The 22,369-nt window shown below is 63.9% G+C and carries 24 protein-coding genes; 8 read left to right on the top strand and 16 right to left on the bottom strand.

What is annotated here, in order from left to right; translation table 11 throughout:
• Nucleotides 1-50: 50 nt before the first annotated feature.
• From WDB91_RS08580 to WDB91_RS08560, 5 genes are all read right to left on the bottom strand, one after another.
• The gene (locus tag WDB91_RS08580) at nt 51-668 is read right to left on the bottom strand and encodes a nicotinate-nucleotide adenylyltransferase (protein WP_339112157.1); all 618 of its coding nucleotides are present in this window, start codon (nt 666-668) and stop codon (nt 51-53) included.
• Nucleotides 669-754: 86 nt separating this feature from the next.
• Nucleotides 755-1,786: a GGDEF domain-containing protein gene (locus tag WDB91_RS08575; RefSeq protein WP_339112156.1), complete on the bottom strand. Its 1,032-nt coding sequence runs from the start codon at nt 1,784-1,786 to the stop codon at nt 755-757.
• On the bottom strand, nt 1,783-2,406 hold the full coding sequence (locus WDB91_RS08570) for a heme NO-binding domain-containing protein (RefSeq protein WP_339112155.1): 624 nt from the start codon (nt 2,404-2,406) through the stop codon (nt 1,783-1,785). Before WDB91_RS08570 ends, WDB91_RS08575 begins: the two co-directional genes overlap by 4 nt.
• Nucleotides 2,407-2,470: 64 nt before the next feature.
• Nucleotides 2,471-3,190, bottom strand: coding sequence for an HAD family hydrolase (locus tag WDB91_RS08565; protein WP_339112154.1), 720 nt, complete (start codon nt 3,188-3,190; stop codon nt 2,471-2,473).
• A gap of 10 nt (nt 3,191-3,200) precedes the next feature.
• A complete protein-coding gene (locus WDB91_RS08560) occupies nt 3,201-3,479 on the bottom strand; it encodes a DUF3572 domain-containing protein (RefSeq protein ID WP_339112153.1) in 279 nt (92 codons plus the stop codon).
• Nucleotides 3,480-3,572: 93 nt separating this feature from the next.
• Between WDB91_RS08560 and WDB91_RS08555 the strand changes: the two genes are divergently transcribed.
• A complete protein-coding gene (locus WDB91_RS08555; RefSeq protein ID WP_339112152.1) occupies nt 3,573-4,970 on the top strand; it encodes a diguanylate cyclase in 1,398 nt (465 codons plus the stop codon).
• 96 nt (nt 4,971-5,066) lie between these two features.
• On the opposite strand, the gene WDB91_RS08550 is transcribed toward WDB91_RS08555, so the two are convergent.
• The 4 genes from WDB91_RS08550 to WDB91_RS08535 all read right to left on the bottom strand — a co-directional run bounded on the left by WDB91_RS08550 (nt 5,067) and on the right by WDB91_RS08535 (nt 7,381).
• Nucleotides 5,067-5,540 carry a periplasmic heavy metal sensor gene (locus WDB91_RS08550; protein ID WP_339112151.1) on the bottom strand — a complete coding sequence of 158 codons (474 nt, stop codon included), beginning with the start codon at nt 5,538-5,540 and terminating at the stop codon, nt 5,067-5,069.
• Entirely contained in the window at nt 5,541-5,918 is a 378-nt protein-coding gene (locus WDB91_RS08545) for a hypothetical protein (RefSeq protein WP_339112150.1), read from the bottom strand.
• 63 nt (nt 5,919-5,981) lie between these two features.
• Nucleotides 5,982-6,560 (bottom strand): RNA polymerase sigma factor, encoded by a 579-nt coding sequence (locus WDB91_RS08540; protein ID WP_339112149.1) that lies wholly within the window; start codon nt 6,558-6,560, stop codon nt 5,982-5,984.
• 101 nt (nt 6,561-6,661) lie between these two features.
• A complete protein-coding gene (locus tag WDB91_RS08535; protein ID WP_339112148.1) occupies nt 6,662-7,381 on the bottom strand; it encodes an EF-hand domain-containing protein in 720 nt (239 codons plus the stop codon).
• Nucleotides 7,382-7,597: 216 nt separating this feature from the next.
• Between WDB91_RS08535 and WDB91_RS08530 the strand changes: the two genes are divergently transcribed.
• A complete protein-coding gene (locus tag WDB91_RS08530) occupies nt 7,598-8,176 on the top strand; it encodes an NUDIX hydrolase (protein ID WP_339112147.1) in 579 nt (192 codons plus the stop codon).
• On the opposite strand, the gene WDB91_RS08525 is transcribed toward WDB91_RS08530, so the two are convergent.
• The 5 genes from WDB91_RS08525 to msrB all read right to left on the bottom strand — a co-directional run bounded on the left by WDB91_RS08525 (nt 8,173) and on the right by msrB (nt 11,628).
• Entirely contained in the window at nt 8,173-9,060 is an 888-nt protein-coding gene (locus WDB91_RS08525; RefSeq protein WP_339112146.1) for an EamA/RhaT family transporter, read from the bottom strand. The two genes, WDB91_RS08530 and WDB91_RS08525, sit on opposite strands and share 4 nt — an antisense overlap.
• Before the next feature lie 87 nt (nt 9,061-9,147).
• Complete coding sequence (locus tag WDB91_RS08520; protein ID WP_339112145.1) at nt 9,148-9,669, bottom strand: lipocalin; 522 nt, start codon at nt 9,667-9,669, stop codon at nt 9,148-9,150.
• Nucleotides 9,657-10,022 carry a hypothetical protein gene (locus tag WDB91_RS08515; protein WP_339112144.1) on the bottom strand — a complete coding sequence of 122 codons (366 nt, stop codon included), beginning with the start codon at nt 10,020-10,022 and terminating at the stop codon, nt 9,657-9,659. The genes WDB91_RS08520 and WDB91_RS08515 overlap by 13 nt, the downstream gene beginning before the upstream one ends.
• Entirely contained in the window at nt 10,000-11,043 is a 1,044-nt protein-coding gene (locus tag WDB91_RS08510) for an aldo/keto reductase (protein ID WP_339112143.1), read from the bottom strand. The genes WDB91_RS08515 and WDB91_RS08510 overlap by 23 nt, the downstream gene beginning before the upstream one ends.
• A gap of 135 nt (nt 11,044-11,178) precedes the next feature.
• Entirely contained in the window at nt 11,179-11,628 is a 450-nt protein-coding gene (msrB, locus tag WDB91_RS08505; RefSeq protein WP_339112142.1) for a peptide-methionine (R)-S-oxide reductase MsrB, read from the bottom strand.
• A gap of 259 nt (nt 11,629-11,887) precedes the next feature.
• On the opposite strand from msrB, the gene WDB91_RS08500 reads away from it, so the two are divergent.
• A complete protein-coding gene (locus WDB91_RS08500; RefSeq protein WP_339112141.1) occupies nt 11,888-13,216 on the top strand; it encodes a hypothetical protein in 1,329 nt (442 codons plus the stop codon).
• A complete protein-coding gene (locus tag WDB91_RS08495; protein WP_339112140.1) occupies nt 13,209-13,973 on the top strand; it encodes a hypothetical protein in 765 nt (254 codons plus the stop codon). Before WDB91_RS08500 ends, WDB91_RS08495 begins: the two co-directional genes overlap by 8 nt.
• Nucleotides 13,974-13,998: 25 nt before the next feature.
• Here WDB91_RS08495 and WDB91_RS08490 read toward each other — a convergent pair whose 3' ends face one another.
• Nucleotides 13,999-15,012 (bottom strand): putative zinc-binding metallopeptidase, encoded by a 1,014-nt coding sequence (locus WDB91_RS08490; protein WP_339112139.1) that lies wholly within the window; start codon nt 15,010-15,012, stop codon nt 13,999-14,001.
• A 358-nt stretch (nt 15,013-15,370) separates the two neighbouring features.
• On the opposite strand from WDB91_RS08490, the gene WDB91_RS08485 reads away from it, so the two are divergent.
• The 4 genes from WDB91_RS08485 to pdeM all read left to right on the top strand — a co-directional run bounded on the left by WDB91_RS08485 (nt 15,371) and on the right by pdeM (nt 21,831).
• Nucleotides 15,371-16,000, top strand: coding sequence for a hypothetical protein (locus WDB91_RS08485; protein WP_339112138.1), 630 nt, complete (start codon nt 15,371-15,373; stop codon nt 15,998-16,000).
• Nucleotides 15,997-18,573, top strand: coding sequence for an HWE histidine kinase domain-containing protein (locus WDB91_RS08480; protein WP_339112137.1), 2,577 nt, complete (start codon nt 15,997-15,999; stop codon nt 18,571-18,573). The genes WDB91_RS08485 and WDB91_RS08480 overlap by 4 nt, the downstream gene beginning before the upstream one ends.
• Before the next feature lie 70 nt (nt 18,574-18,643).
• On the top strand, nt 18,644-21,031 hold the full coding sequence (locus tag WDB91_RS08475) for a ligase-associated DNA damage response DEXH box helicase (protein ID WP_339114485.1): 2,388 nt from the start codon (nt 18,644-18,646) through the stop codon (nt 21,029-21,031).
• Entirely contained in the window at nt 21,028-21,831 is an 804-nt protein-coding gene (pdeM, locus tag WDB91_RS08470) for a ligase-associated DNA damage response endonuclease PdeM (RefSeq protein WP_339112136.1), read from the top strand. The genes WDB91_RS08475 and pdeM overlap by 4 nt, the downstream gene beginning before the upstream one ends.
• Before the next feature lie 10 nt (nt 21,832-21,841).
• Here the strand turns inward: pdeM and WDB91_RS08465 are convergent, their stop codons facing one another.
• Nucleotides 21,842-22,342, bottom strand: coding sequence for a DinB family protein (locus WDB91_RS08465; RefSeq protein WP_339112135.1), 501 nt, complete (start codon nt 22,340-22,342; stop codon nt 21,842-21,844).
• Nucleotides 22,343-22,369: the final 27 nt, after the last annotated feature.

Below are 22,369 nucleotides of genomic sequence, written 5' to 3'. Positions count from 1 at the left end.
ACTGCCCTTTCGTGGAATGGCCACAAGGGTAGCGCGGGCTGGGCTATGGTTCAAGCGCCGCGCGCGGGACTTTTCCACTGGCCTGCGGCACGGATACGGGTCGAGGATTCCGCCGACATCGGCATATTGATGAAGCACCATTGGGGTGCGCCACTCCCGGCCAGCTCGCGCGAACGCCACCCCGGCAGCTTCGCATTGGCAAAAACCCGCGCAGCCTTGGAATAGCGCGCCCGCATCAACAGGCCCGGACGCGCCAGCACCCCGACCGGCATCCGGTGGAAGATATCGCGCCAGTGATCCCAGCGGTCGATCTGGATCAGGTTATCCGCGCCCATCAGCCACACGAAATTCACGCCGCGATAATGCGATTGCAGCGCATTCAACGTATCGGCGGTGAAATGTGTCCCCAAACGCTGTTCGAGATCGGTGATCTTTACGCGCGGGTCGGGCATGACCTCGCGGGCCCGCGCCATCCGGTCGGCAAGCGCCGCCGGTCCCTGCGGCTTCAACGGATTGCCCGGACTGACCAGCCACCAGACCTCATCCAGCGCGAACCGGCGTAGCGCGATCCGGCTGATATGCGCATGGCCGGCATGAGCCGGATCGAAAGACCCGCCCAACAAACCGATACGCATGCCCGGACGGGCTATGGGAAAATTCTGGCTCATGCGCGAAGACCTAGCCAAAGCGCATGGGGTTGGAAAGCCCTAATGCGACAAATTGCCACCCGCGGGCATGCAAATCGGCAGTGTTCTCAGAGGGCAAGCCCCATGCCCGGCGTCGAGAGAGTGCAGCGTGCACGCCCCTCGCGCTTGGATTTGTAAAGGGCCGCATCCGCATCCGCCATCATCTCCTCGGCCAGCGGGTCGGCGTAATCCTTCGACATGGCCACACCGATGGAGCCCGAGATGCGGCATTCATGCCCCTCGAAGGGGATCGGCACCTCGAGCCGCGCGATGATGCGCTCGCCCATATGCTGCAGACGGCTGGGCTCCAGCGAATCCCGCAGAAGCATTACGAATTCATCGCCCCCCACGCGCGAGACGACATCCATCTCGCGGGTCTCCTCGCGCAGGATCTTGGCAACCTCGGCCAGCACATGATCGCCCGCCGCATGACCCAGAGTATCATTGACCGCCTTGAAATGATCGAGATCGAGTTGCGCCAGCGCAAATGGTGCGCCGCCGCGGCGCGATGCCTCAAGTGTGGCCTCCAGCGCGATGTCGAAGGCGCGGCGGTTGGACAGCCCTGTCAGCGGATCGGTGCGCGCGGCATCCTCGGCCGAACGGCGCGCCCGCTCCAACCGGCTGTTCAGCGCGCGCAGCTCTCCCAGCACGGCAGTTTTGGCCTCCTGCAGATAGAGAAGCTCCATCGTCAGGTCGGAGGTGGTGAAATCAGCCTCGGTCAGGCGGAAGGCGCGGATGGCCTTGTTAAGATGGACCCCGAAGGTGAGGTTGAGCATCAGCCCCTCCTCGACCAGTGGCACGGCCACACCGCGCAGCGACACGTCGGGCCAGCTACGCGGTGTCAGATGCAGCCGGTGCGAGGGCGACAGATCGAACGCCGCCTGCCGCATCCGTCCCCGCCCCATCTGGAAGCAATCGGTCACCGAATGACCGATGGCCGATGGCCCGCCCACAACTTTCGAGAGCGTCGGGCCCATCCCGAGGATCGTCCCTTCGGCATCGAGCCAGAGGAACATCGGCATCAGCTCCCCCAGCGCCTTGATCGAAAGGCGCGGCAGAGAGGGTTTGCGCGCGGTATCACTGGAATTTACCAACATCATGACTGACCTATCGCCAGATCGAAACTGCGTCCTTCGGCAAAGCTTTCCTCGAGCAGGGTTACCAGAACCGATTCCCGTAGCAAACCTTCGGCCCGGATCTCCTCGTCCGTCAGGGCTTCCGGATCGTGCTCCTGATCAAGATATTCGATAAAGGCCAGCGCGCCGTAATCATCGGCCATCGCCCGCACGAGACCGGTAATCGCCGCGCCCCAGCCCAGAACCGGACTGTGCACACGCAGCCGGTAGACACCGGATTGCTCCAGAGAGCAGGTGATCTCGGGCATCTCCAGATCGGGGAGCGCCATCTGGGCGCGCCCCTGCAACTCGCTGAGAGAGGACAGGAATTCCCGGTAGTTCGGGCCACTGAACCGCAGAAGTCTGCGCACAGGCTCGATCATGGCGACATAAGCACCGAGATCCTCCAGAAAAACGAGGGGCGGCTTGTTCAGCCGTGCGGAGGCTGCGGCCAGAAGCGCATCGGTATGCGCATTGTCATAGGTCAACATCGCCTCGTAACCCTCGGGGGAAATCCCCAGATCGGAGGCAACATCAAGCCAGACCGACGGACCATAATTTCCCGTCAGAAACGTCTGGATAGAGGTGTTTATAAGACCATGCATGATAATCGGACCCGTATTGAACGTAATCTCCGTCCAGCATTAGGCTCCGACTGTTAAAATACCCTCAACCCGTCACAGGACACAGATCACAATCCTGCCGTGCAAGCCATTGCGGCAGCTCGCCAATGTCACCGAGCACCGCGCGGGCATGGGGCGCAAGATCCTCCGCACTTGCAGGGCCTGTCAGGACCCCGACCGGCACCATCCCCGCCGCCTTCGCCGCCTGCAGGTCATGCAGGCTGTCACCCAGCATCACGCAATGCGCAGGCGCCACCCCGAGCCTGTGCGCCAGCGCCAGAAGCGGAGCCGGATCGGGCTTGGCCCCGTGCCCGCTATCCGCCCCGAAGACACAGTCAAAATAGTCGAGCGCCGCCTCGCGGGTCAGGTGCACCTTGGCCGAGGCCTCGGAATCATTGGTCATGACCCCCAGCTTCAGCCCCATCCCGCGCAATTGCGGCAAGAGCACATCCAGAGGGGCTGCGGCCACCTGCGGCGCCTCCTGCGCCATCAGATGCATCTCCCGCGCCAGATCGGAGGCCGTGCGTCCCGGCAGATGGGCCAGCATCGCCTCTACGATCTCGTCCATCGTTCCGGCAATGGCCACGGAGGTGGGGCGGAAGCGCGATGTCGCCAGATCATAATCGATCGCCCCTGCCAGATCGGCCCTGAGGACCGTATCCCCCGCCGAAAGATGGTCCAGAAGCCGCGCGGCCCAGACCCCCCATGTAGCGTGGAAGTCGAACAGCGTGCCGTCCTTGTCAAATAGCAGGGCCTTGATATCCATACTGTCTCCCTCAGGTCCAGTGCATCTGGTCGCCGCCGCCCAATACGGCCCGCGCCATCACCAGCTCCTCCGGACGGTGCCCCATATCCTGCGCGCAGCCAAGAACCCATTCATCCTGCGTCAGGATAAAATCGAGGATCGCGGTCTGGAAACCCGCATCCTGCGCGATGGTGCGGATCTGGCTGGCATCGGCGCCGCTGACATTGAGAAAGGCCTCAAGCAGACTTTCCTGCCCCGCAAGCCACCCCAAAGCGCCGAGCGCGATTTCTTCGGCATATTCTTGCCGCATTCCGGCCCCCTTTCCGACAAGTCGAAACATTTTATTAACCTAATCCCAAGCAATATGCACAAGAGAATTAACGCCGAGGGAGAACAAGGCGTCATGGCAGGCAAGATCCTCATTGCAGACCAGATCGCGACCCATCGCATCATGCTCAAGGCAAAGCTTTCGGGTGCACGCTACGATGTCGCACTGGCCAGTGACGGGCGGGGCGCGCTGGAATGCGCGATCCGTGAGCGGCCCGAACTGATCCTCATCGATCAGGCGCTGCCCGATATGACCGGCGTCGATCTGTGTCGCCGGATAAAGACCGACCCTCTTCTGAGCGAAATACCGGTGATCTTCCTGCATCAGGCGCAGGACATCGCCCAACGTCTGGCGGCGCTGCGGGCGGGCGCGGATGTGTGCCTATCCAAACCCTATGACGAGATCCTGCTTCTGGCGCGGCTGCGCAGCCTGCTGCGGGCGCGCTCGACCGATGCCGAGATGCGCCTGCGCGAGAGCACCTTCCGCGATTTGGGCTTTGCCGAGGGGCCGACCACCTTTGCCGCCCCCTCGCGGATCGGGCTGATCGCGCCCACCCGTGCACAGGCATCGGTGTGGAAACAGGCGCTGGGACGGCATCTTCCGGCGAATTACCTCACAGTGCTGGACCGCTCGGAGGCATTGAGCCTTGCGACCGAGGCGCAATCGCCTTTCGATGCGCTGATCATCTCGGCCGATCTGTCGCGCCGCGACGAGGGGCTGCGGCTGATGGCGGAGCTGCGCGCCCGGGCGGGCTCGAAAGCGGCCGTGATCTGCATCGCCGCCGAGGATGCCGCGCGCGAGACGGCCGTAATGGCGCTGGATCTGGGGGCGGATGACGTGCTGCCTGCAGACATGAGTGCACGCGAGACCACCGAGGACATCACCCTGCGCCTGCGCCGCCATCTGGCGCGCAAACGCCGCCTCGACCAGAGCCGCAAGAACCTGACCGAGGGGCTCCGTCTGGCGACGATCGATCCGCTGACCGGCCTCTATAACCGTCGCTATGCCATGCCGCAGCTCGAACGCATCGCCGAGCATGCCCGCCGCAGCTCCAAGGAATTTGCGGTGATGTTGCTGGATCTCGACCGGTTCAAGAAGATCAACGACACCTATGGCCATGCGGTGGGCGATATGGTGCTGACCGAGGTCGCACGCCGCCTGAGCACCGTGCTGGGCGGCAATGACCTCCTGGCGCGTATCGGCGGCGAGGAGTTTCTGATAGCCCTCCCCGACTGTCCTGCCCGCGAGGCGCGTCTGGCCGCGGATCTGCTGTGCCGCGTCATCAACGAACGCCCGTTCCAGCGCGCCGATGGCAGCGCGTTGCATGTGACCATTTCCATCGGTCTGGTGCTGGGGGACAACCGTCTGCACTCGATCGACCATCTGGTCGAGGCGGCCGATCAGGCGATGATGATGTCCAAACATAACGGCCGCAATCAGGTCCAGGTCTATCACTGCCCCTCGGCCGCCTGATCCTCGCGAAAGGATATCGACAGAAAAACCGCCTGCCGTGACACACGGACAGGCGGTTTATCGTTCTGACGTCGTATGATGACACGCGTCCCGCGGTTATTGCGGCGGCGGGGGCGGCGGGCCGTCATTCTCGCGCACACGTTTGACAAAGGCATCGCGTGCCTCGGGCGTCAGCGTGCCCAGCCATTCCACCATCAGATCCTCACCCAGCTGAATCCGCGAGACGATCTGCATACGATGCGCGCTCAGCGCCGCCCGCACCGCATTCTCATCGAACGGTTCCGCGGCCACTTGGGTCAGGATCTCGTCGAGCCAGCGCTCCATATCCTGCGGCATGGCGGCCAGACCTACGCCCTCTTTCTCGGCCATGGAGGTCAGCGTCTTGCGATCCGCCTCCGTCAGACCACGGTCGAAGGGACCGAGCCCCACCTGCGGCGGCGGGGGCGGCGGCATGTGGCGCGGCGCGAAGAACCCTCCGATAAAGACCCCTGCCACCAATAGATTGAGCGTCAGCGAGGCAACAAGCCCCCAACGGGTCTTGCGACCGCTTCCGCTACGCGCCTGCGTCATTCAGTTCACTCCCGAAAGGCTTATGCCATAGCCGGAGACCGAGAACAGATCCCCCGTCGGCAGGAGTTCGATGGTAGTGGCCTGCGCGCTCGACACGGCGCCATTGCCCCAAAACGCGAGCGGGTTGCCGCTACTGAAGCCGATTGCCACACCGGTGCAGGCCGCAGCCACCATGCCGCCCATGGGTAGCCAGTTGCGTGCGAGATCCTGCATGAACCCGCCCAGACGCGTCATCACGCCCGCCTTGCGCGGGACGCCGAAGCCCTGCTGGACCTCCAGCGCATCGCCCATGATCCGCGCCAGAAAATCAGGCGAGGCCTCGGGCGCATGATCGCGCGCTGCCTGCCAGAACGGCTCGAGTTTTTGTTCGTCCACCATGGTCACACCCTCCATAACGGCCCGCTTCCTGCCCTGCACCCTACACCAGAACAGACGGGTTTGCTAATCCTTGCCATAGCCGAGGCTGTCCTTGCGCTGGCCCAGCAAAGTGGCCAGAGCGCGTTTGCCGCGTGCTGTCAGGCTTTCTACGGCCTCCACGCCGGTTTCCATCGCTTCCGCGATCTCCGGATTCGACAATCCTTCGATATGGCGCAAAATAACAGCCTGTTTCTGGCGTTCGGGCAGCTGGTCGAGCGCCCATTCGAGCGCCTGCGCCCGCTGCGCCTCAAGCATCTGCTCGTCGACGGAAGGCCGGCCATCCTCGGGTTCGCCCGCCTCGTCGAGCGACGCCGTGCGTCGTTTGCGCAGACGGTCGGTCGCTAGATTGGAGGTCACGCGATAAAGCCATGTCGAAACTTTGGCCTCGCCTTCGCGCCATTCGGGTGCCACTTTCCACAGCCGGAGCATGGCTTCCTGTGCCACATCCTCGGCTTCGGTCTCGTCGCGCAACATCCGGCAGGCAAGGCGGAAGCTCAATGGCGCAAGGCGCACTGTCAGCGCTTGCGCTGCAGCACGGTCACCCCGGCCATAAGCCAGAAGCAAAGCCTCGTCGGACTTGTCTGCTTCCATATCGAATGCCATTCCTTTCACCCTTCCCCTAGCAGATACGGCATCTTACGCAAGGCGGGTCGGCAAAAGACCGGCCCGCATGAGCGCGCCGGTCAATCCTGTCTCGCAGGGCCTTAGTTGGCCTCGGTCTCGGGTGCATCGCCTGCGGGCGGCATCGGCGGACGGCCATCCATATCGCCTTTCGGGCCACGGTCACCTTTGGGCCCGTGATCTTTAAACCCCTGATCGCCGCCTTTGCCCATACGCGGGCCATGATCGCCACCCGGACCGCGCTTGCCGTCATGCTGTCCGCGCATCTCGGCGCGACGCTCCTGCATCATCTTCTGTGCTGCTTCCAGCTCGGAAGCCTCGAGCTTGCCGTCACCATTGGTATCGGCCTTCTCGAAGAAGCGCAGACCCGGCTCGGGCTTCTGGGCCAGTTCTGCCGCGCTCAGCTTGCCGTCGCCATCGGCATCCATCATCTCGAAGCGCTCTTTCACATGCTTCTCGATGCGGGCCTGCGCATCAGCCATCTCGGCGGCGACCATCTCTTCCTCGGAGATGAAGCCATCGCCATTGGCGTCAAGCTTCTTGGCCTTATCGACGCGGGGGGCCTGCATCTCTTCCAGCGTGATGACGCCATCCTTATTGGTGTCAAAGCGCGAGAAATCCATTACCGGACCGCCTTTGGGACCTTTGCCCATCGGACCTTCCGCACGGACCTGCTGGCTCTGGGCGGGTTTGGTCTGCGCGGATTGGGTCTGGGCGTCCTGCGCGATGGCGGCACCCGCCACGGCAAGACCGCTAGTTGCCAGAAGAACTGCACCGATGGATTTCTTGAACGTCGTTTTCATCTCGAACTCCTCACCGATCCTGTTACGGACCTATCTCGTTCTACGGGCGCAAGCTGCCTTTCCGTTGCAGATCCGGCGCCGTATGATTGCGTTTCCAACTCTTCCGAAGGTCCTTCATGTCCTTCGACAAGACCTGTTCTGACGCCCGATCCTGAAGTGAGCCTGAAGCCAGCTTAAGCTTCGATCACATTGCCATCACGAGAAGCGGAGATCCGCATGCAGACGCCCCCCATCCATGATGCCTGTTCGATTATCCTGTGGAAGAAAACCGCGCGCGGGAGTGCCGTGCTGATGGGCCAGCGAGGCGCGGGGGCGAGCTTCATGCCCCATAAATTCGTCTTTCCCGGCGGGAGGTTGGATGACACGGATCATGACGCCCCCTTCCAGTCACTCGATGCGCAATGCCAGCGCAGGCTCGGGCCGCTGGCGGGGGCGCTGATCCGCTGCGGGCTGCGCGAGCTGACCGAGGAAACGGGGCTGGAGCTGGATCGCGCGCAGGATCTGCGATTCGTCTTCCGTGCGATCACCCCGCCCCGACGCTCCAGACGCTTCGATGCGCGGTTCCTGATGGGACCGGCCTCGGCGTTGAGGCAGACAGCTCAGCCCCTGCCGCCCGATGGGGAGCTGTCGCATCTGACATGGGTGCCGCTGGCCGAGGCGCGCCGCCTTGACCTGCCGTTTGTCACCGAGTTGGTTCTGGCCGAGGTCGCAGCCCTTCTCACAGGCACGCCGCAGGACGGCGTGCCGTTTTTCGAGACGCGCGGGCCGCGGGCGCGGTTCGAGCGGATCCTCTAGGCGGCCATCACCACCGCCAGCACCGAGACCAGCACAAGGGCGATACCCACCATCTCGCGCCGGTGCAGGCGTTCGTGGAAGATCAGGATCGAGGCGCCCAGCGTGAAGACCATCTCCACCTGCCCCAGCGCCCGCACATAGGCGGCATTCTGGAGGGCAAAGGCCATGAACCAGCCCGCAGAGCCCGCAGCCCCGAGAATACCGACCCAGATCGTGCGCGACCATGCGCCCATCACACGGGTCAGCTCGCCCTTCTCGCGCAGGCGCAGGTAAAGCCCCATGCCAAGCGTCTGCGCCGTGGTCACACAGGCCAGCGTCGCCAAGGCGCGGTCAAAGAAGGCGAAGGGCATGAGTTCCAGCGTGGCGCCGCGATAGGCGATGGCCGACAGGCCGAAGAGCCCGCCCGCGATGATGCCGTAGAATGCGGGCTTTCCTGCCGCGCCCCCTTGCGGCGGGCGAGAGAGGCACAGCACCCCTACAAGCCCCAGCACGATCCCCGCCCAGCCCAGAGGCGCCACATGATCGCCCAGAAACACCAGCGACATCAGCGCGACCTGCACCACCTCGGTCTTGGTGAAGGCCACCCCCACCGCGAAATTGCGCAGCTGGAACAGCCGCACCAGCAGCAGCGTGGCCGAGGCCTGCGCCGCCCCGCCGATGATGACATAGGCCCAGAACACCCCGCCCATCTTGGAAAACAGATCCAGCGGGGCCGCCATCTGCGGCACAAGCGCCAGCGTGCCCGCGATCGCCAGAGGCGCGCCGAAGACAAAGCGGGAAAATGTGGCGCCACCTGCCGATAGCCCCGAACCCGCCAGCTTTTTCTGGAGCACGAACCGGCCCGTTTGCAGGGCTGCGGCCAGAAGGGTCAGGAGGATCCACATATGCGTAACTTTCCGATTTGCATAAAGAAAAATAGCCCGCGCAGGGACCCCGCGCAGGCTGGTGGTTACGATCCCGCGAAAACGGGATCAGTTGGTGATAAGGTTGAGGTGGTAGCCGTTGAACGCCATGACTTCACGCGCCGCCGTCATCAGGTCCGAACGCGGCCCGACCGAGGGGCGCACCATGATCTGGCCCCAGCGCCCCGAGGGCGTGCCCAGCGCGACGATCCGGTAATCCTGATCGACCCACAGCACCCAGACCGGCTCGCGGCCATAGCTGTCGGTGGTGGTGATCCGCCCGCCCGGACCGGTGACAAAGGCATTGCCGTGCAACACGCGCGGTGCTTTGCCATCGGTGCAATCGGTGCCCGACAGACGGTAGCTATCCTTGCCGAACGGGGCCCAGACCTGTTTCGCACCCGCGCAATCGGGCGTGTTCGAGGCCATGACCAGCCATTCCCCGCCAAAACGTTTGGGGTCAAACAGCGAGGCCGAGGAGATGCCCGATTTCGGGTCGCGCACCAGAGGCTCGGGCGCGTGACCGCATCCGGCCAGCGCCAGAGCGGCGAGACCGCCCGCAAGAACCAGTTTCCGGCCTATCCCAGACATTGGGTGACACTCATCCCGTTTTCAGTGCGGATGTCGTTGCAGCCCATCAGGGGCTTCAACGGCGCACAGGTGTTCGACCGGGCGAGACATTCGCCCTCGCAATCGGACGCCTTGGAACAGGACTTACCCGCATCTTTCGGCGTCGTCACGCAAATTGCGCCATCGGAACGCTGTTTCCACACACCGCCACGCTTTGTGCAGGCTTCCTGCAACAGGGTGGCGCGGGCCTTGCCAACGGCGGGGAGCGGCTCTGCCGCAGACCTGCCCGGTTTCGGCAGGTCGAACTGGCAGGAGGCGGCACCCAGGAGCGCCACCCCCAGAAGGAGCACCTTAATAGGGCATCGGGTAATCATGATGCACCTTGGCAATCGCCGCCTTCACCTCATCCGAAAGCACCATTCCCGCCGCGTCGATCGATTTTTCGATTTGCGCAACCGAGCGTCCACCGATGATCGGCAGGCAGGGGAAGGGACGGTCGAGCGTGAAAGCAATCGCCATGGTGATCGGGTCAAGCCCGTGATCGCGGGCGATCTTCACATACATGTCGGCGATATCGAAAGCGCGCGGATTGGCACGCCCGCCCAGATCGCCATTGACCGACATGCGCGAGCCCGCAGGCACAGCGCCTTTGGAATACTGGCCGGAAAGAGCCCCTGCCGCGAGCGGCGAATAGGCCAGAAGGGTCACATCCTCATGCACGCCCAGTTCGGCCAGATCGAGGTCGTAATAGCGGCACATGAGCGAATATTCGTTCTGGATCGAGGCGACACGCGGACCGTGACCCGCCTCGGCCAGCTCGAGGAACTGCGCGGTGCCCCATGCGCTCTCGTTGGACAGGCCGAAGGCGCGCAGCTTGCCTTCCTTCACCAGCGCATCAAGGGTCTCGAGGCATTCGACCATATTGGCGCGGATCGCGTCTTTGGAAGGCTGCTTGTCGGGAGCGAAACTCCATGTCTTGCGGAAGTGGTAGCTGCCGCGATTGGGCCAGTGGAACTGGTAGAGGTCGATATAGTCGGTCTGCAGGCGGCGCAGGCTGTCCTCGACGCAGCCACGGATGGACTTGGCGTTGATCTCCTCGCCATCACGCACCGCACCGCCCTCGCCCGCGATCTTGGTGGCCAGCACCAGATCATCGCGCTTGCCACGTTTGGCCAGCCAGTTCCCGATGATCTCCTCGGTGCGGCCTGCGGTTTCCTTTTTCACGGGATTGACCGGATACATCTCGGCGGTGTCGATGAAATCCACGCCGCGATCGAGGGCGTAATCCAGCTGGGCGTGGCCATTCTCCTCGCTGTCTTGCGAGCCCCAAGTCATGGAGCCGAGGCAGATTTCGGTGACCTCGATATCGGTCCGGCCGAGTTTCACTTTCCGCATGGTGGTTTGTCCTTGTTCTTGGCTGTTTTACACAGCTTCGGGGAGGTTCGGGCGCGACCCTGCCATAGGGTCCGGCCAGACAAAAGGCCCCGTAACAGGGCCTTTTGTGCAGTCATTCACAGGCTTGCCTGCATGTCACTCGACACGGTCGATCAGATCGCCATAGCCTTCGGCTTCCATCTCCTCCACCGGCACAAAGCGGAGCGAGGCGGAGTTGATGCAATAGCGCAGCCCCCCCTGATCGCGCGGACCGTCAGGGAAGACATGGCCCAGATGGCTGTCGCCATGGGTCGAGCGCACCTCGGTGCGGACCATCCCGTGGGAGGTGTCGTTGATCTCGACGATATGCTCGTCCAGAAGCGGTCGGGTGAAGCTCGGCCAGCCGCAGCCGCTTTCATATTTGGCCGAAGAGGCAAAGAGCGGCTCGCCCGAGACGATGTCCACATAGATCCCCTTGCGCTTTTCATCGAGATATTCGCCCGTACCCGGACGCTCGGTCCCCGATTGCTGGGTCACGCGGAACTGTTCGGGGCTCAGACGCTCGATGGCTTCGGCGGTCTTGGCATAGGTCTTTTCGATGCTCATGGATATCTCCTTTGCTTGCCCTCAAACATATGTAGCCCGCGCGAAAAGCAAAGGGGCAAATGGCAGCAGGCTGAGGGAATCGGGGCGCGGAGCCTTTCGCACGGCGGTGTCCCCCAGTGGCAATTGGACCCTGACCCTTGAATTACCGCCCGTTCATGGCAACATATCACTGGGGCGCCGCGCTCTTACGCGCCCGGTTTGCAAGACCTGTTCCCCCATATGCCTATCCCCCAGCCCTGCCCCTATGATGGAGCCGCCCTTGGCCGATACGCCTCTCTCCCCCGCCCCCCATTCCGATAGCGAGGCCCATCGCTATGCGCATGAGCTGTCGCGCCATCTGCGCTGGCTCGACAGTTTCACCGGTGCCGCGCTGGGGGTGCTGGCGGCGGCCTCGGGGATCTATACCTATCTCGGTGTGCGCTCGCTGCTCGATGATAGCGGCGCATGGACCACCTTCGCGGCGCTGAGCTATTCGCTGGCCGTCTCGGTCGGGATCTTTGTCTTCTGGTCCTATATGATGCGGCTGCTGCCCGCGATGCGCACGGCGGCCTCGCGTCTGGGCCTGCTGATGAGCATGGCGCTCGGGTCGCTGGCCATCATCGCGATGTCGAGCTGGCTCAATGCGGCAGCCCTTGCAGGCGCGGCCGCCGTCGAGCAGCATCTGGCCCATACCGTGCAGGAATACCAGACAGCCCTCGAACGCACCCATGCCAATACCATCGCCGGTCAGGCGCTCCAGCGTGATGTGGCGCGTGTGCGTGACACATTCGACGGGCTCTCCGAGCAGGAGGCCACGGGCGATCTGTCGGGCCTTGCGGGGCGTGGCGCGGTGTTCCGTGTCCTCACCCAGAAATCCAACGAGTTGCAGGGGCTCGAGGCGCAGATTGCCGCCCAAGACAAAGCGGTGGAGGAAGCCTTTGCCAATGGCAATGCCATCCTGTCGCGGATGCGGGCGCTCTCGGTCGAGCCCGGCGCGGTCGAGGGCCGTTCGGTGCGTTTTTCCGAAGAGGCCGTGCGGCTTTCGGCCATTATCGCGGGACTGCGCCAGCTGAACGTGGCGCCGCTGGTGATGCGGGCCGCCGCCGATCTGCGGGATTCGGTGGTGCTGCCCGATCTTGATGCCAGCACCGATGCAGGGCGTAATTCGCAGCAGAGCACGATTGCCTCGGTGCTGACGCTTCTGGGGGATCGTGCCAGCACACTGGAGAGCGCGGCCCAAGAGGTGCAGGCTTTGCCCGAACCCGCCGAGATCGAATATACCGCGCTCTCGGCTGCGGATGCCGTCATCCGCTATGCGGGCAATTTCGTGCCCTCATGGGCAGGGGCGATTGCCATCGACCTGCTGCCTGCGGTGCTGGTCTTCATCCTGATGGTGGTGCAATCGGCCATCCGTCAGGCGCAGGGTGCGCATGCGCCAGAGGAGCATATGACGGTGGCCGAGCTGCGGGCCGCGCTGGCGGCGGCCCGCGACCTGAATATCGGGCCGGATCCGGTGCAGAGCAGGCCCGCAATGCCCGTCTCGGCCACCGATCCCCCCGCGCCTGTCCATGCCGCGTCCATCCGGCCCGTGGAGCGCGCGCATGAGTGAGGTGGCCCACCCGAGCAACCCGTCGCCAGAGCCCCCCCGCAACCGCATCCGCAGCGTGATCGTGGCACTAGTGGGGACGCAGGTGGCGATAGGCGCGGCATTGATGGCCATTGATCTGAGCCAGAACTGGGGCGCGCGCGATCCGCTGACATCGCCGCTGCCCGCAGGCCCTGCAACCCGCCCCTATTCGCCCGACCGCCGTCCGGGCACCGCCCCCGGCGTGCCTGCGCCGCAAGGCCCGATGCCCGAGCGGCTCGAACTGGGGGGCGAAGGGGCCGATCTGACCCTGACCGGGCAGATTGCCGTGGGCGATGCCGCGCGCATTACCGAAGAATTGCGCCGCCGCGCCGCAACCGGCCAGAGCATCGAGACGGTCGCGCTCGATTCCACCGGCGGCTCGGTCTCGGATGCGCTGGAGATCGGGCAGGTGCTGCGCGATAGCGGCATCGCCACCCGCGTGGGTGACGGGGCCATCTGCCTTTCGGCCTGTCCCTATCTCTTTGCGGGCGGCACCGCGCGCGAGGTGAGTGCCAATGGCAAATTGGGGGTGCACCAGCACAGTTTCGGCACGAGCGCCATTCTGCCCGCCTTCATGGCAGTCGAAAGCGTGCAGCGCGGACAGGCGCAGGTGATGGCCTATCTGATCGCGATGGGCATCGATCCGGCGGTGATGGAGCCTGCCATGCGCACCCCGCCGGACCAGATCTATCTACTGTCGCAAGACGAGCTGAAGAGCTTCGGGTTCGTCCCGGAATAAGTCGGGCCGATCCGGCGGATACCGGTCAGGCCGGAACCGGTGCCCCCTGACGGATGAGCTGGCGCACCCAGTCGAGTTTCTCCGAGACTTTCGGGGTGAGCACGAACGGGTAGAAACTCGGATGGCCCAGACTGTCATTGAGCGCATTGAGCGCCAAGGACAGTGCAACCCATGTCGAGACCAGATCCGCCATCGGGATCTCCAGAAGCCATGGCAGGACCTGACGCTGATCGGACGGGGCATCAAGCCGGTGATCCTCGGGCATCAGACCATGGCCCAAGGCCGTTTCCAGCCCGTCGAGAATATGCAGCAGATTGGCCCAGCTTTCGGCAAAGTCCTCATAGGCATGCGCTGTGGCATATTCGGAGACGAACTCCTGCTCCCAGCCCTCTGGTGCGGGATTGGCGTAATGGCGCTCGAGGGCTGCGCCATAATCCTCGCGATCATCGCCGAACAGCGCACGGCACGAAGCCAGCCGGTCCTCGTATGGGCGCACCATCACCTCCCAGAAGGCATGGCCGCTCTCGTGGCGCAGATGGCCGATCAGGGTGCGGTAGGGCTCGCCCATCTCCGCGCGGGTGGCCGCGCGCAGATCGTCATCGGCTTCCGAGAGGTTGAGGGTGATATCGCCATCGGCATGGCCCATGATCACCTTCTCGCCCGCATCGGGCGACTTGAACAGGAAGCGCGGGCGTGGTGTCTGGCCGTCGGTATCGGTCAGCGGCAGGCCCAGCAGCACCGCCATCCGCATCAGGTTGCGCTTGGCGGCCTCGAACTCGGCCCAACGGGTGACATCCTCCTCGGTCGACAGATCGGGGATCACCGTCGTATGGCGGCACGAGAGACACAGCCCTCCCTCTTCCTCGGCCGCCCAGTTGCACCCGATAATCGCGCGGTTGGCACAGGCAGGCAAGGCCGCCGATCCCATCGCCCCGAACCCCTGACCGGGCACGAATTCGAGCGCCGTATTACAGGACAGACAGGTCTGGTTGTTGAAATACACTTCCGCCCCGCAGGACGGACACCGGTAGCGCATCATGATCAGGGCTCCTCTGGCCTGCAGTGCGCAGGCGGTCCAATGATGCCACACAGATGGCGCGGCGGAGACTGCGGACAATATCGGCTGCACAATAAGTTTATTTGCCAAGCGACGGAACTTTTCGCGCGGCGGCCCGTTCATGACCATGGCCGATCAGGACCAAGCAGCGACGCTGGGGAAAAATGCGAGATGAGGGAGAAAAAGAGGTGCCAGATATGTCTTTTGACATAGCATAAAGCCAGCCCCCATGCCATCTGTTGATGAAACTTCCCAGAGGCCAAGCCGACAGCAGGCCGTCACTTCTTCGGCCCGTGCCATGCCATTCCCCATTTCTTGTCAAACAAAGGCCAGACCAGACTTGCTACACTCTCCCGCCGCGCCACGCGAGGCATCCAATCTGCGAGATGCCCTGCGCCTGCGGCTTGCTCCGGCGCATGCCTCCATCGACACCGCCTTCTCAACCCTCGATCTGACAGAGGACGGGGATTACCGGATTTTCCTGCGCGCCCATCATGACGCCCTGATGCAAATGGCACGGGCCATGCAGGGTCAGCCGCCCAGCGCAGGCACGGCGCTGCTTGCCGATCTTCTGGCCGCGATCGGAACCGATCTGCGGGAACTGGACGGCCCGCCCGCATCGCCGACTGCGCCTCCACCAACCGCTCCCCTGCATCCTTTGGCCTTCGATTACATCCTCTTCGGCTCACGGCTCGGCAATCAGGCGCTGGCCAAACGCCGCGTCAAGGCATTGGCTGCCAAGGGTCGCACCGAGAGCGCCAATCGCTATCTGTGCCATCCGTTCGATCCTCGGCTCTGGCAGAGTTTTCTTCACCAAGCCACCAATATTCCTGTAGAAAACCGCCAGACTGATTGTATTATCGCGGATGCCGAGCGATGCTTTGGATGGTTTTCCATGGCGCTTTCGCAACATGTTACGCCCCCTACTGACCCGCAGCACCACCCGCGGGCACAGAAAGCGCCTTTATGACACAGAACCAGAGCATGACCGTCGAGACGGATCTGACCAATTGTGATCGCGAGCCGATCCACCAGCTGGGCCGCGTGCAAAGCTGGGCCTGCCTGATCGCGCTCAGCCATGACTGGATCGTGCAGCACCATTCGGAAAATACCAGCCGGATGCTGGGGCTCAAACAGGACGACCTGCTGGGGCTGCCGATCTCGGACCTGCTGCCGGTGCAGACCCAGCAGTTGATCCGCGCCCATATCACGCGGCTGAGCCTCGACCAGACGAGTGTACGTCTCTTCGGGCTCGAGATCGGACGGCGCGGGGTGCATTTCGATGTGGCGGCCCATGCCTACAAGCACGGGTTCATTCTCGAATTCGAGGTGAAAAGATCCGTCAACCATATCAGCGATCTGGCCGTAGTGCAGCCACTGGTGCAGAAACTTGCCACGATGCGCGACATTACCCGCATGTCGGCCTCGGCTGCCGAGAGCGTGCGCCGGCTGACGGGGTTTGCACGGGTGATGGTCTACCAGTTCGGCGCGGATGGCTCGGGCAAGGTGATCGCCGAGGCGCTGGCCCCCGGAATGGAGGGCTATCTGGGCCTGCGCTTTCCGGGATCGGACATCCCCAAACAGGCGCGCGCGCTCTATATGCGCTCGCTCCTGCGGTTGATCGGTGATGTGGATGATGAAGGCTCTGCTATCGTTCCCGCCCAGAACCCGTTAGGCGAGCCGCTGGACCTGTCGCTTTCAGTGGCCCGTTCGGTCTCGCCGATCCATCTGGAATATCTGCGCAATATGGGTGTGCAGGCCTCAATGTCGGTATCGATCCTCAATCGCGGCGAGCTTTGGGGGCTGATCGCCTGCCACCATCCCGAACCGCTGATCATGGATTACGAGAAGCGCACGGCCATCGAGCTGTTCGGCCAGCTGTTCTCCTACGAGCTGGCCCGCGCCGAAACGCAGGCGGAAAACGAATCCGCCCTACGCGCGCAGGATACCCACAACCGGATCATGGCGCTGGTGTCCAACACCAGCGAATGGGCCGAGAATTTCAACGACATCACCCGCCAGATCGAGGATCTTATCCAGTTTGACGGTGTCGCACTCTATAGTGACGGCAAGCTGATAACCCGTGGCACGGTGCCGAGCGAGGACCAGTTCTACCGGCTCGCGCGCTATCTCAATACGGCCTCGGGGGCGCATGTCTTCTCCACCGACAACCTGTCGAAGAACTTCCCTGCCGCCTCCGAGTATCAGAGCAGCTGCGCGGGTCTCTTGGCCCTGCCGATATCGCGCCGCCCGCGGGACTATCTGGTGCTCTTCCGTCGCGAGATCGCGCAATCGGTCACATGGGCGGGCAATCCCGAGAAGCCTGTGGAGCACGGGCCCTATGGCGACCGCCTGACACCCCGCAAAAGCTTCGAGGCATGGCGCGAGGTGGTGCATGGTCACTCCGCCCCTTGGGCCACGAGCGAGTTGCGCGCCGCCGAGGCGCTGCGTGGCACGCTTCTGGAGGTGGTGCTCAAACTCACCGATCAGGCCGAAAAAGAGCGCAAGCAGGCGCAGGAGCGGCAGGCGCTCCTGATTTCCGAGCTGAACCACCGCGTGCGCAATATTCTCAACCTGATCCGCTCGATCATGAAACAATCGAGCAACGGGGCCGAGACGCTGGGGCAGTTCACCGAGGCTCTGGATGGGCGGATCAGTGCGCTCTCGCGCGCCCATGACCAGCTGACCCGCGACCAGTTCTCGCCGATCCCGCTGGCCGAGCTGATCGAGGTGGAGGCCAATGCCTTCGGCTCGGGCAATACCAGCCGTCTGGAGTTCAAGGGTCAGGATATCATCATCAGCCCCGATGCCTTCACCCCGATGGCGCTGGTTTTCCATGAACTGGTGACCAATTCGGTCAAATACGGCGCGCTGCACGCCCCCAATGGCCGCGTTCAGATCACCATGAGCGAGGAGCGTGATGGCACATGGACCATCGCCTGGGTCGAGCGCGGCGGGCCCGTGGTGCGCGCGCCCACGCGGCGCGGCTTCGGTTCGACCGTGATCGAGAAAACCATTCCGCATGAGCTGAAAGGCGCCGCCGAGGTGCGTTACAACTCCGCGGGTGTCGAAGCCACCTTCTCATTGCCCGCCACTACCGTTATCGATCATCGCCCGTTTGAAGGTAATCCGGATATCACAATGCAAGATCAAAATTCCCCTGCAAGTGGCGAGCCCTGGGTCGGTGGACCGGCGCTGGTGTTGGAAGATACGATGATCGTGGCGCTGGATCTGGCAGGCATGCTGGAAGATATGGGCGCAGATACGGTGCGCACTTCCGCCTCCGTGGCCGAAGCGCTGGCGATCCTGAATGAGGGGTTCCGTCCGAAGATTGCCGTGCTCGATGTCAATTTGGGCGAGGAAACCTCGCTGCCAGTGGCCGAGCATCTGGCGCGGATGGGAATCCCGATCGTGCTGGCCTCAGGCTATGACGCCAATGAGGCGGGGATCGAGGATTACCCGGCAGCCGAGCTGATGCGCAAACCCTATACCACCGGCGATCTGTCGGAAGTGCTGGGGCGTATGGGCTTCGTGCGCAACTGATCAAATCACGTCGAAACGCCTGCGCTGGATCCCTTGCGCAGGCGTTTTTCTGTCCTATCTCGGGGGCATGATGCCCTCGCTCCCCCCCGCTTTGCAAAACTGGTTCTCGGCCCAAGGCTGGACCCCGCATCCGCATCAGCTGGAGGTGCTCTGCCATCAGGGCGATGCGCTCCTGATCGCGCCGACGGGCGGGGGCAAGACACTGGCGGGGTTCCTGCCGAGCCTCGCCGATCTGCTGCATGGGCCGCAAGGCGGGATGCACACGCTCTATGTCTCGCCGCTCAAGGCGCTGAGTGCGGATATCGCGCGGTCCCTGAACGCCCCGATTGACGGGCTGGGCCTCAATATTCGCGTGGAGGATCGCACGGGCGACACAAGCGCCACGACCCGTAGGCGCCAGCGGGTGGACCCGCCCGATATCCTGCTGACGACGCCCGAATCGCTGGCGCTGCTGCTGTCCTATCCCGAAGCGCCGAAGATCTTTGCGGGGCTGAAACGGGTGGTTCTCGACGAGATCCACGCGCTGGCCGAAAGCCGCCGCGGAGACCAGCTGATGCTGGGCCTTGCGCGGTTGCGCAGCCTTGCGCCCGATCTTACCGTCACCGGCCTTTCGGCGACCGTCGAGGACCCGCAGGGGCTTGCAGCGTTCATGGGCGGCGCACGCATTATTCAGGCCGACCCCGGCCCCGCCCCCGATATCGCGATGCTGGCCACCACTGACCCGCCGCCATGGTCGGGCGGTGGCGGGCGCTATGCCGTGCGCGATGTGATGGCAGCGATCCGCGAGGCGAAATTGACACTGGTATTCCTGAATACCCGTGCGCAGGCCGAGCTGTTCTTCCAGGCGCTCTGGGAAGTCAATGACACGAACGAACCTATCGGCCTCCATCACGGCTCGCTTGCCCGCGAGGCCCGACAGAAGGTCGAGGCGGCGATGGTGGCGGGCAGCCTGCGGGCGGTGGTCTGCACCGGCTCGCTGGATCTGGGGCTCGACTGGGGCGATGTCGATCTGGTCATTCAGGTGGGCGCGCCGAAAAACGTCAAGCGCCTCGTGCAGCGGATCGGGCGGGCCAACCACCGCTATGACACGCCCTCGAAGGCGCGGATCGTGGCGGCCAACCGGTTCGAGGAGATCGAATGTGCCGCCGCCCTGCAAGCCGTGCGGGAGAATGACCTGGATGGCGATCCGCGCGGGGACGGACCTCTGGATGTGCTCTGCCAGCATATCCTGCTGACGGCCTGCGCAGCCCCCTTCAATGCCGATACGCTCTATACCGAGGTGTGCCGCGCGGGCCCCTATGCCGCGCTCACGCGGGCCGTGTTTGACGATTGTCTGGAGTATTGCGCGACGGGTGGCTACGCGCTCAGGGCCTATGACCGCTGGCAGCGGCTGATGCAGCGCCATGGGCTCTGGCAGCTGCGCGATCCGCGGAGTGCACGCGATCTGCGGATGAATATCGGCACGATCGTGGATAGCGAGACACTGAAGGTCCGCCTGAAATCGCGGCGCGGCGGGGGGCCTCTGGGCGAAATCGAGGAAGCCTTTGCCGCCACTCTGGCGCCGGGGGATACGTTCCTGATCGGCGGTCAGGTGGTGCGCTACGAGGGATTGCGGGATCTGGTGGTCGAGGTGACCCCCGCCCGCGGCCGCGAGCCCAAGATCGCCGTCTATTCCGGCACCAAACTCGCCACCTCGACCCAGCTCTCGCGGCGGGTGGAGGCGCTGATTGCCGACCGGAGCGCATGGCGCGCCCTGCCGCCCCATTGCCGCGACTGGCTGGAGCTGCAGGCAGAGGTATCGGCCCTGCCCCAACCCGATCACCTGCTGGTGGAAAGCTTCCCGCGCAAAGACCGCCACTATACCTGCCTCTACGGCTTTGCGGGGCGCAACGCCCATCAGACGCTGGGACTTCTGGTGACAAAGCGGATGGAGGATCTGGGCCTCGGGCCTCTGGGCTTTACCGCCACCGATTATGCGCTCCTCATATGGTCGGTCGATCCGGTCACCGACCCGCAGCCGCTTCTGGAGGCGCAGGACCTGCGCGAGGGGTTCGAGCACTGGCTGGGCCGGAATACGGTGATGAAGCGCGCCTTCCGCACCGTGGCCACCATCGCGGGGCTGATCCAGCGCAATCTGCCGGGCGGGCGGCGCTCTGGCAAACAGGCGACGTTTTCCTCGGACATCCTCTATGACACGCTGCGCCGCTATGACCCCGACCATCTGATGCTGCGCATGACGCAGGCCGAGGCGCAGCGCGGGCTGGTGGATTTCGGGCGTATCGAAGAGATGTTGCGCAGACACCGGTCCGTCACGCATACTACCGCCACTCGCGTGACACCGCTTGCCGCCCCACTCCTTCTTGAAGCGGGACGGGTTGCGATCCGTGGTGGAACGGGCGAAATGCGTCTGATGGAACAAGAAGCGGAACGGCTGATGGCCGAGGCAGGACTGACATGACAGATGGGGTATCGAGCATTCTGCCCGATTTCGACGAGAAGCTGGTCACTGCCCCCGTGCGCTTTGCGGGTCATAGTTTCATGGTGCTATCCACCGGCGCGCTCTACTGGCCCGAGCGGCGCACGCTGATTTTGGGCGATCTGCATTTCGGCAAGGCCGAGCGGGTGGCGCGGCGCGGCGGCGCCCTTCTGCCACCTTTTGGCGATCTCGATACTCTGGCCCGCCTTGATGCGACGCTGTTTTTCACCAAGCCTGCCTGTGTCATCTCGCTGGGTGACGCCTTTGATGACGACGAGGCGGGGCGGTCACTGGCGCGCTCGGTCAAAGCGCGGCTGGCGGCGATCGCCAAGGTGACCGACTGGATCTGGATCACCGGAAACCATGACCCGGGCAAGCACGACCTGCCTGGCGATATCATGCCCGAACTCCGCTTCGGCAATCTGGCCTTCCGCCATCAGGCGGGCGGCCCATCGGGACGGGGCCCCGATATCTCGGCCCATTTCCACCCCAAGACCCGTATCGCGGGGCGCACGGCGCGGGCGCTGCTGGTGGGCGAAGAGCATATGATCCTGCCCGCATTCGGCACCTTTACCGGCGGGCTCGAGATGGACCATCCCGAGCTTGCGCGGCTGACGGGCGGCGGTATCGCCTATGCGATGGGCCGCAAGATCCTGCGGGTGCCGATCCCGGCCCTGCCCGAAGCTGTGGCCGTCTCCGAGGCCGAACCGGACACCGAAGCCACCACGGAAGATGTAGCGGACGCGCCAATGGCTGCGCCCGAGAGCAAGGCCCAACCGTAGCGCCCGCGTCTTACTCCTCCATCATCGCCAGATCGGTGATGCCGGAATTGACGCCCGCCATCGACAGCATCGCATGGATCTGTCCACGATGGTGGGTCTGGTGGTTGAAGATATGGCCGATCACCTGCGCGCGGGGCTTGACCATATCGCGCCCGACCGCGCCCGAATACCATGCCAGATCGCCCGCGAACCACCCCTCGTCCAAACCCTCGACCCAGTCGTAAAGCTGCTGGTCCAGCGCCTTGCGATCGGTCTGGAAGCGGTCCCAATCGGTGATCAGCCCCGTGCTTTCGGGGATCCCCAGCTTGATCGGCTCCACCACGCCAAAGCGCGAGAGCCAGACCTGGTCGGCCCAGAAGATATGCGAGAAGGTTGCCTCGATGGATTTGAAGAACGTGCCGAAATCGCGCTGACGTTCGGGTGCGGGCAGCTGGTTGGCCGCCCCGATCATCGCGTTATTCTGCCAGCTGTTATAGCGCGCCATGCGCAGGGCGTTGGATTTCTCGGACATAGTCGCCTCCCTTGGTTGGCCAGAACG

Source organism: Thioclava sp. GXIMD2076, assembly GCF_037949795.1.
In the GTDB taxonomy this organism is placed as follows: Bacteria; Pseudomonadota; Alphaproteobacteria; order Rhodobacterales; family Rhodobacteraceae; genus Thioclava; species Thioclava kandeliae.
The sequence above is the reverse complement of the archived record's forward strand: the minus strand, read 5'-3'. Positions and strand labels throughout refer to the sequence as shown.

Bases quoted from the DNA above. Each gene is read 5' to 3' on its own strand.
- WDB91_RS08530 (WP_339112147.1), top strand. From the start codon at position 7,598: ATGCAGACGCCCCCCATCCATGATGCCTGTTCGATTATCCTGTGGAAG.
- WDB91_RS08490 (WP_339112139.1), bottom strand. From the start codon at position 15,012: ATGATGCGCTACCGGTGTCCGTCCTGCGGGGCGGAAGTGTATTTCAAC.
- WDB91_RS08475 (WP_339114485.1), top strand. From the start codon at position 18,644: ATGCCCTCGCTCCCCCCCGCTTTGCAAAACTGGTTCTCGGCCCAAGGC.
- WDB91_RS08555 (WP_339112152.1), top strand. From the start codon at position 3,573: ATGGCAGGCAAGATCCTCATTGCAGACCAGATCGCGACCCATCGCATC.
- WDB91_RS08520 (WP_339112145.1), bottom strand. From the start codon at position 9,669: ATGTCTGGGATAGGCCGGAAACTGGTTCTTGCGGGCGGTCTCGCCGCT.
- WDB91_RS08570 (WP_339112155.1), bottom strand. From the start codon at position 2,406: ATGCATGGTCTTATAAACACCTCTATCCAGACGTTTCTGACGGGAAAT.
- WDB91_RS08540 (WP_339112149.1), bottom strand. From the start codon at position 6,560: ATGGCATTCGATATGGAAGCAGACAAGTCCGACGAGGCTTTGCTTCTG.
- WDB91_RS08465 (WP_339112135.1), bottom strand. From the start codon at position 22,342: ATGTCCGAGAAATCCAACGCCCTGCGCATGGCGCGCTATAACAGCTGG.
- WDB91_RS08560 (WP_339112153.1), bottom strand. From the start codon at position 3,479: ATGCGGCAAGAATATGCCGAAGAAATCGCGCTCGGCGCTTTGGGGTGG.
- WDB91_RS08580 (WP_339112157.1), bottom strand. From the start codon at position 668: ATGAGCCAGAATTTTCCCATAGCCCGTCCGGGCATGCGTATCGGTTTG.
- WDB91_RS08575 (WP_339112156.1), bottom strand. From the start codon at position 1,786: ATGATGTTGGTAAATTCCAGTGATACCGCGCGCAAACCCTCTCTGCCG.
- WDB91_RS08535 (WP_339112148.1), bottom strand. From the start codon at position 7,381: ATGAAAACGACGTTCAAGAAATCCATCGGTGCAGTTCTTCTGGCAACT.
- WDB91_RS08480 (WP_339112137.1), top strand. From the start codon at position 15,997: ATGACACAGAACCAGAGCATGACCGTCGAGACGGATCTGACCAATTGT.
- WDB91_RS08525 (WP_339112146.1), bottom strand. From the start codon at position 9,060: ATGTGGATCCTCCTGACCCTTCTGGCCGCAGCCCTGCAAACGGGCCGG.
- WDB91_RS08510 (WP_339112143.1), bottom strand. From the start codon at position 11,043: ATGCGGAAAGTGAAACTCGGCCGGACCGATATCGAGGTCACCGAAATC.
- WDB91_RS08565 (WP_339112154.1), bottom strand. From the start codon at position 3,190: ATGGATATCAAGGCCCTGCTATTTGACAAGGACGGCACGCTGTTCGAC.
- WDB91_RS08545 (WP_339112150.1), bottom strand. From the start codon at position 5,918: ATGGTGGACGAACAAAAACTCGAGCCGTTCTGGCAGGCAGCGCGCGAT.
- pdeM (WP_339112136.1), top strand. From the start codon at position 21,028: ATGACAGATGGGGTATCGAGCATTCTGCCCGATTTCGACGAGAAGCTG.
- WDB91_RS08495 (WP_339112140.1), top strand. From the start codon at position 13,209: ATGAGTGAGGTGGCCCACCCGAGCAACCCGTCGCCAGAGCCCCCCCGC.
- msrB (WP_339112142.1), bottom strand. From the start codon at position 11,628: ATGAGCATCGAAAAGACCTATGCCAAGACCGCCGAAGCCATCGAGCGT.
- WDB91_RS08515 (WP_339112144.1), bottom strand. From the start codon at position 10,022: ATGATTACCCGATGCCCTATTAAGGTGCTCCTTCTGGGGGTGGCGCTC.
- WDB91_RS08550 (WP_339112151.1), bottom strand. From the start codon at position 5,540: ATGACGCAGGCGCGTAGCGGAAGCGGTCGCAAGACCCGTTGGGGGCTT.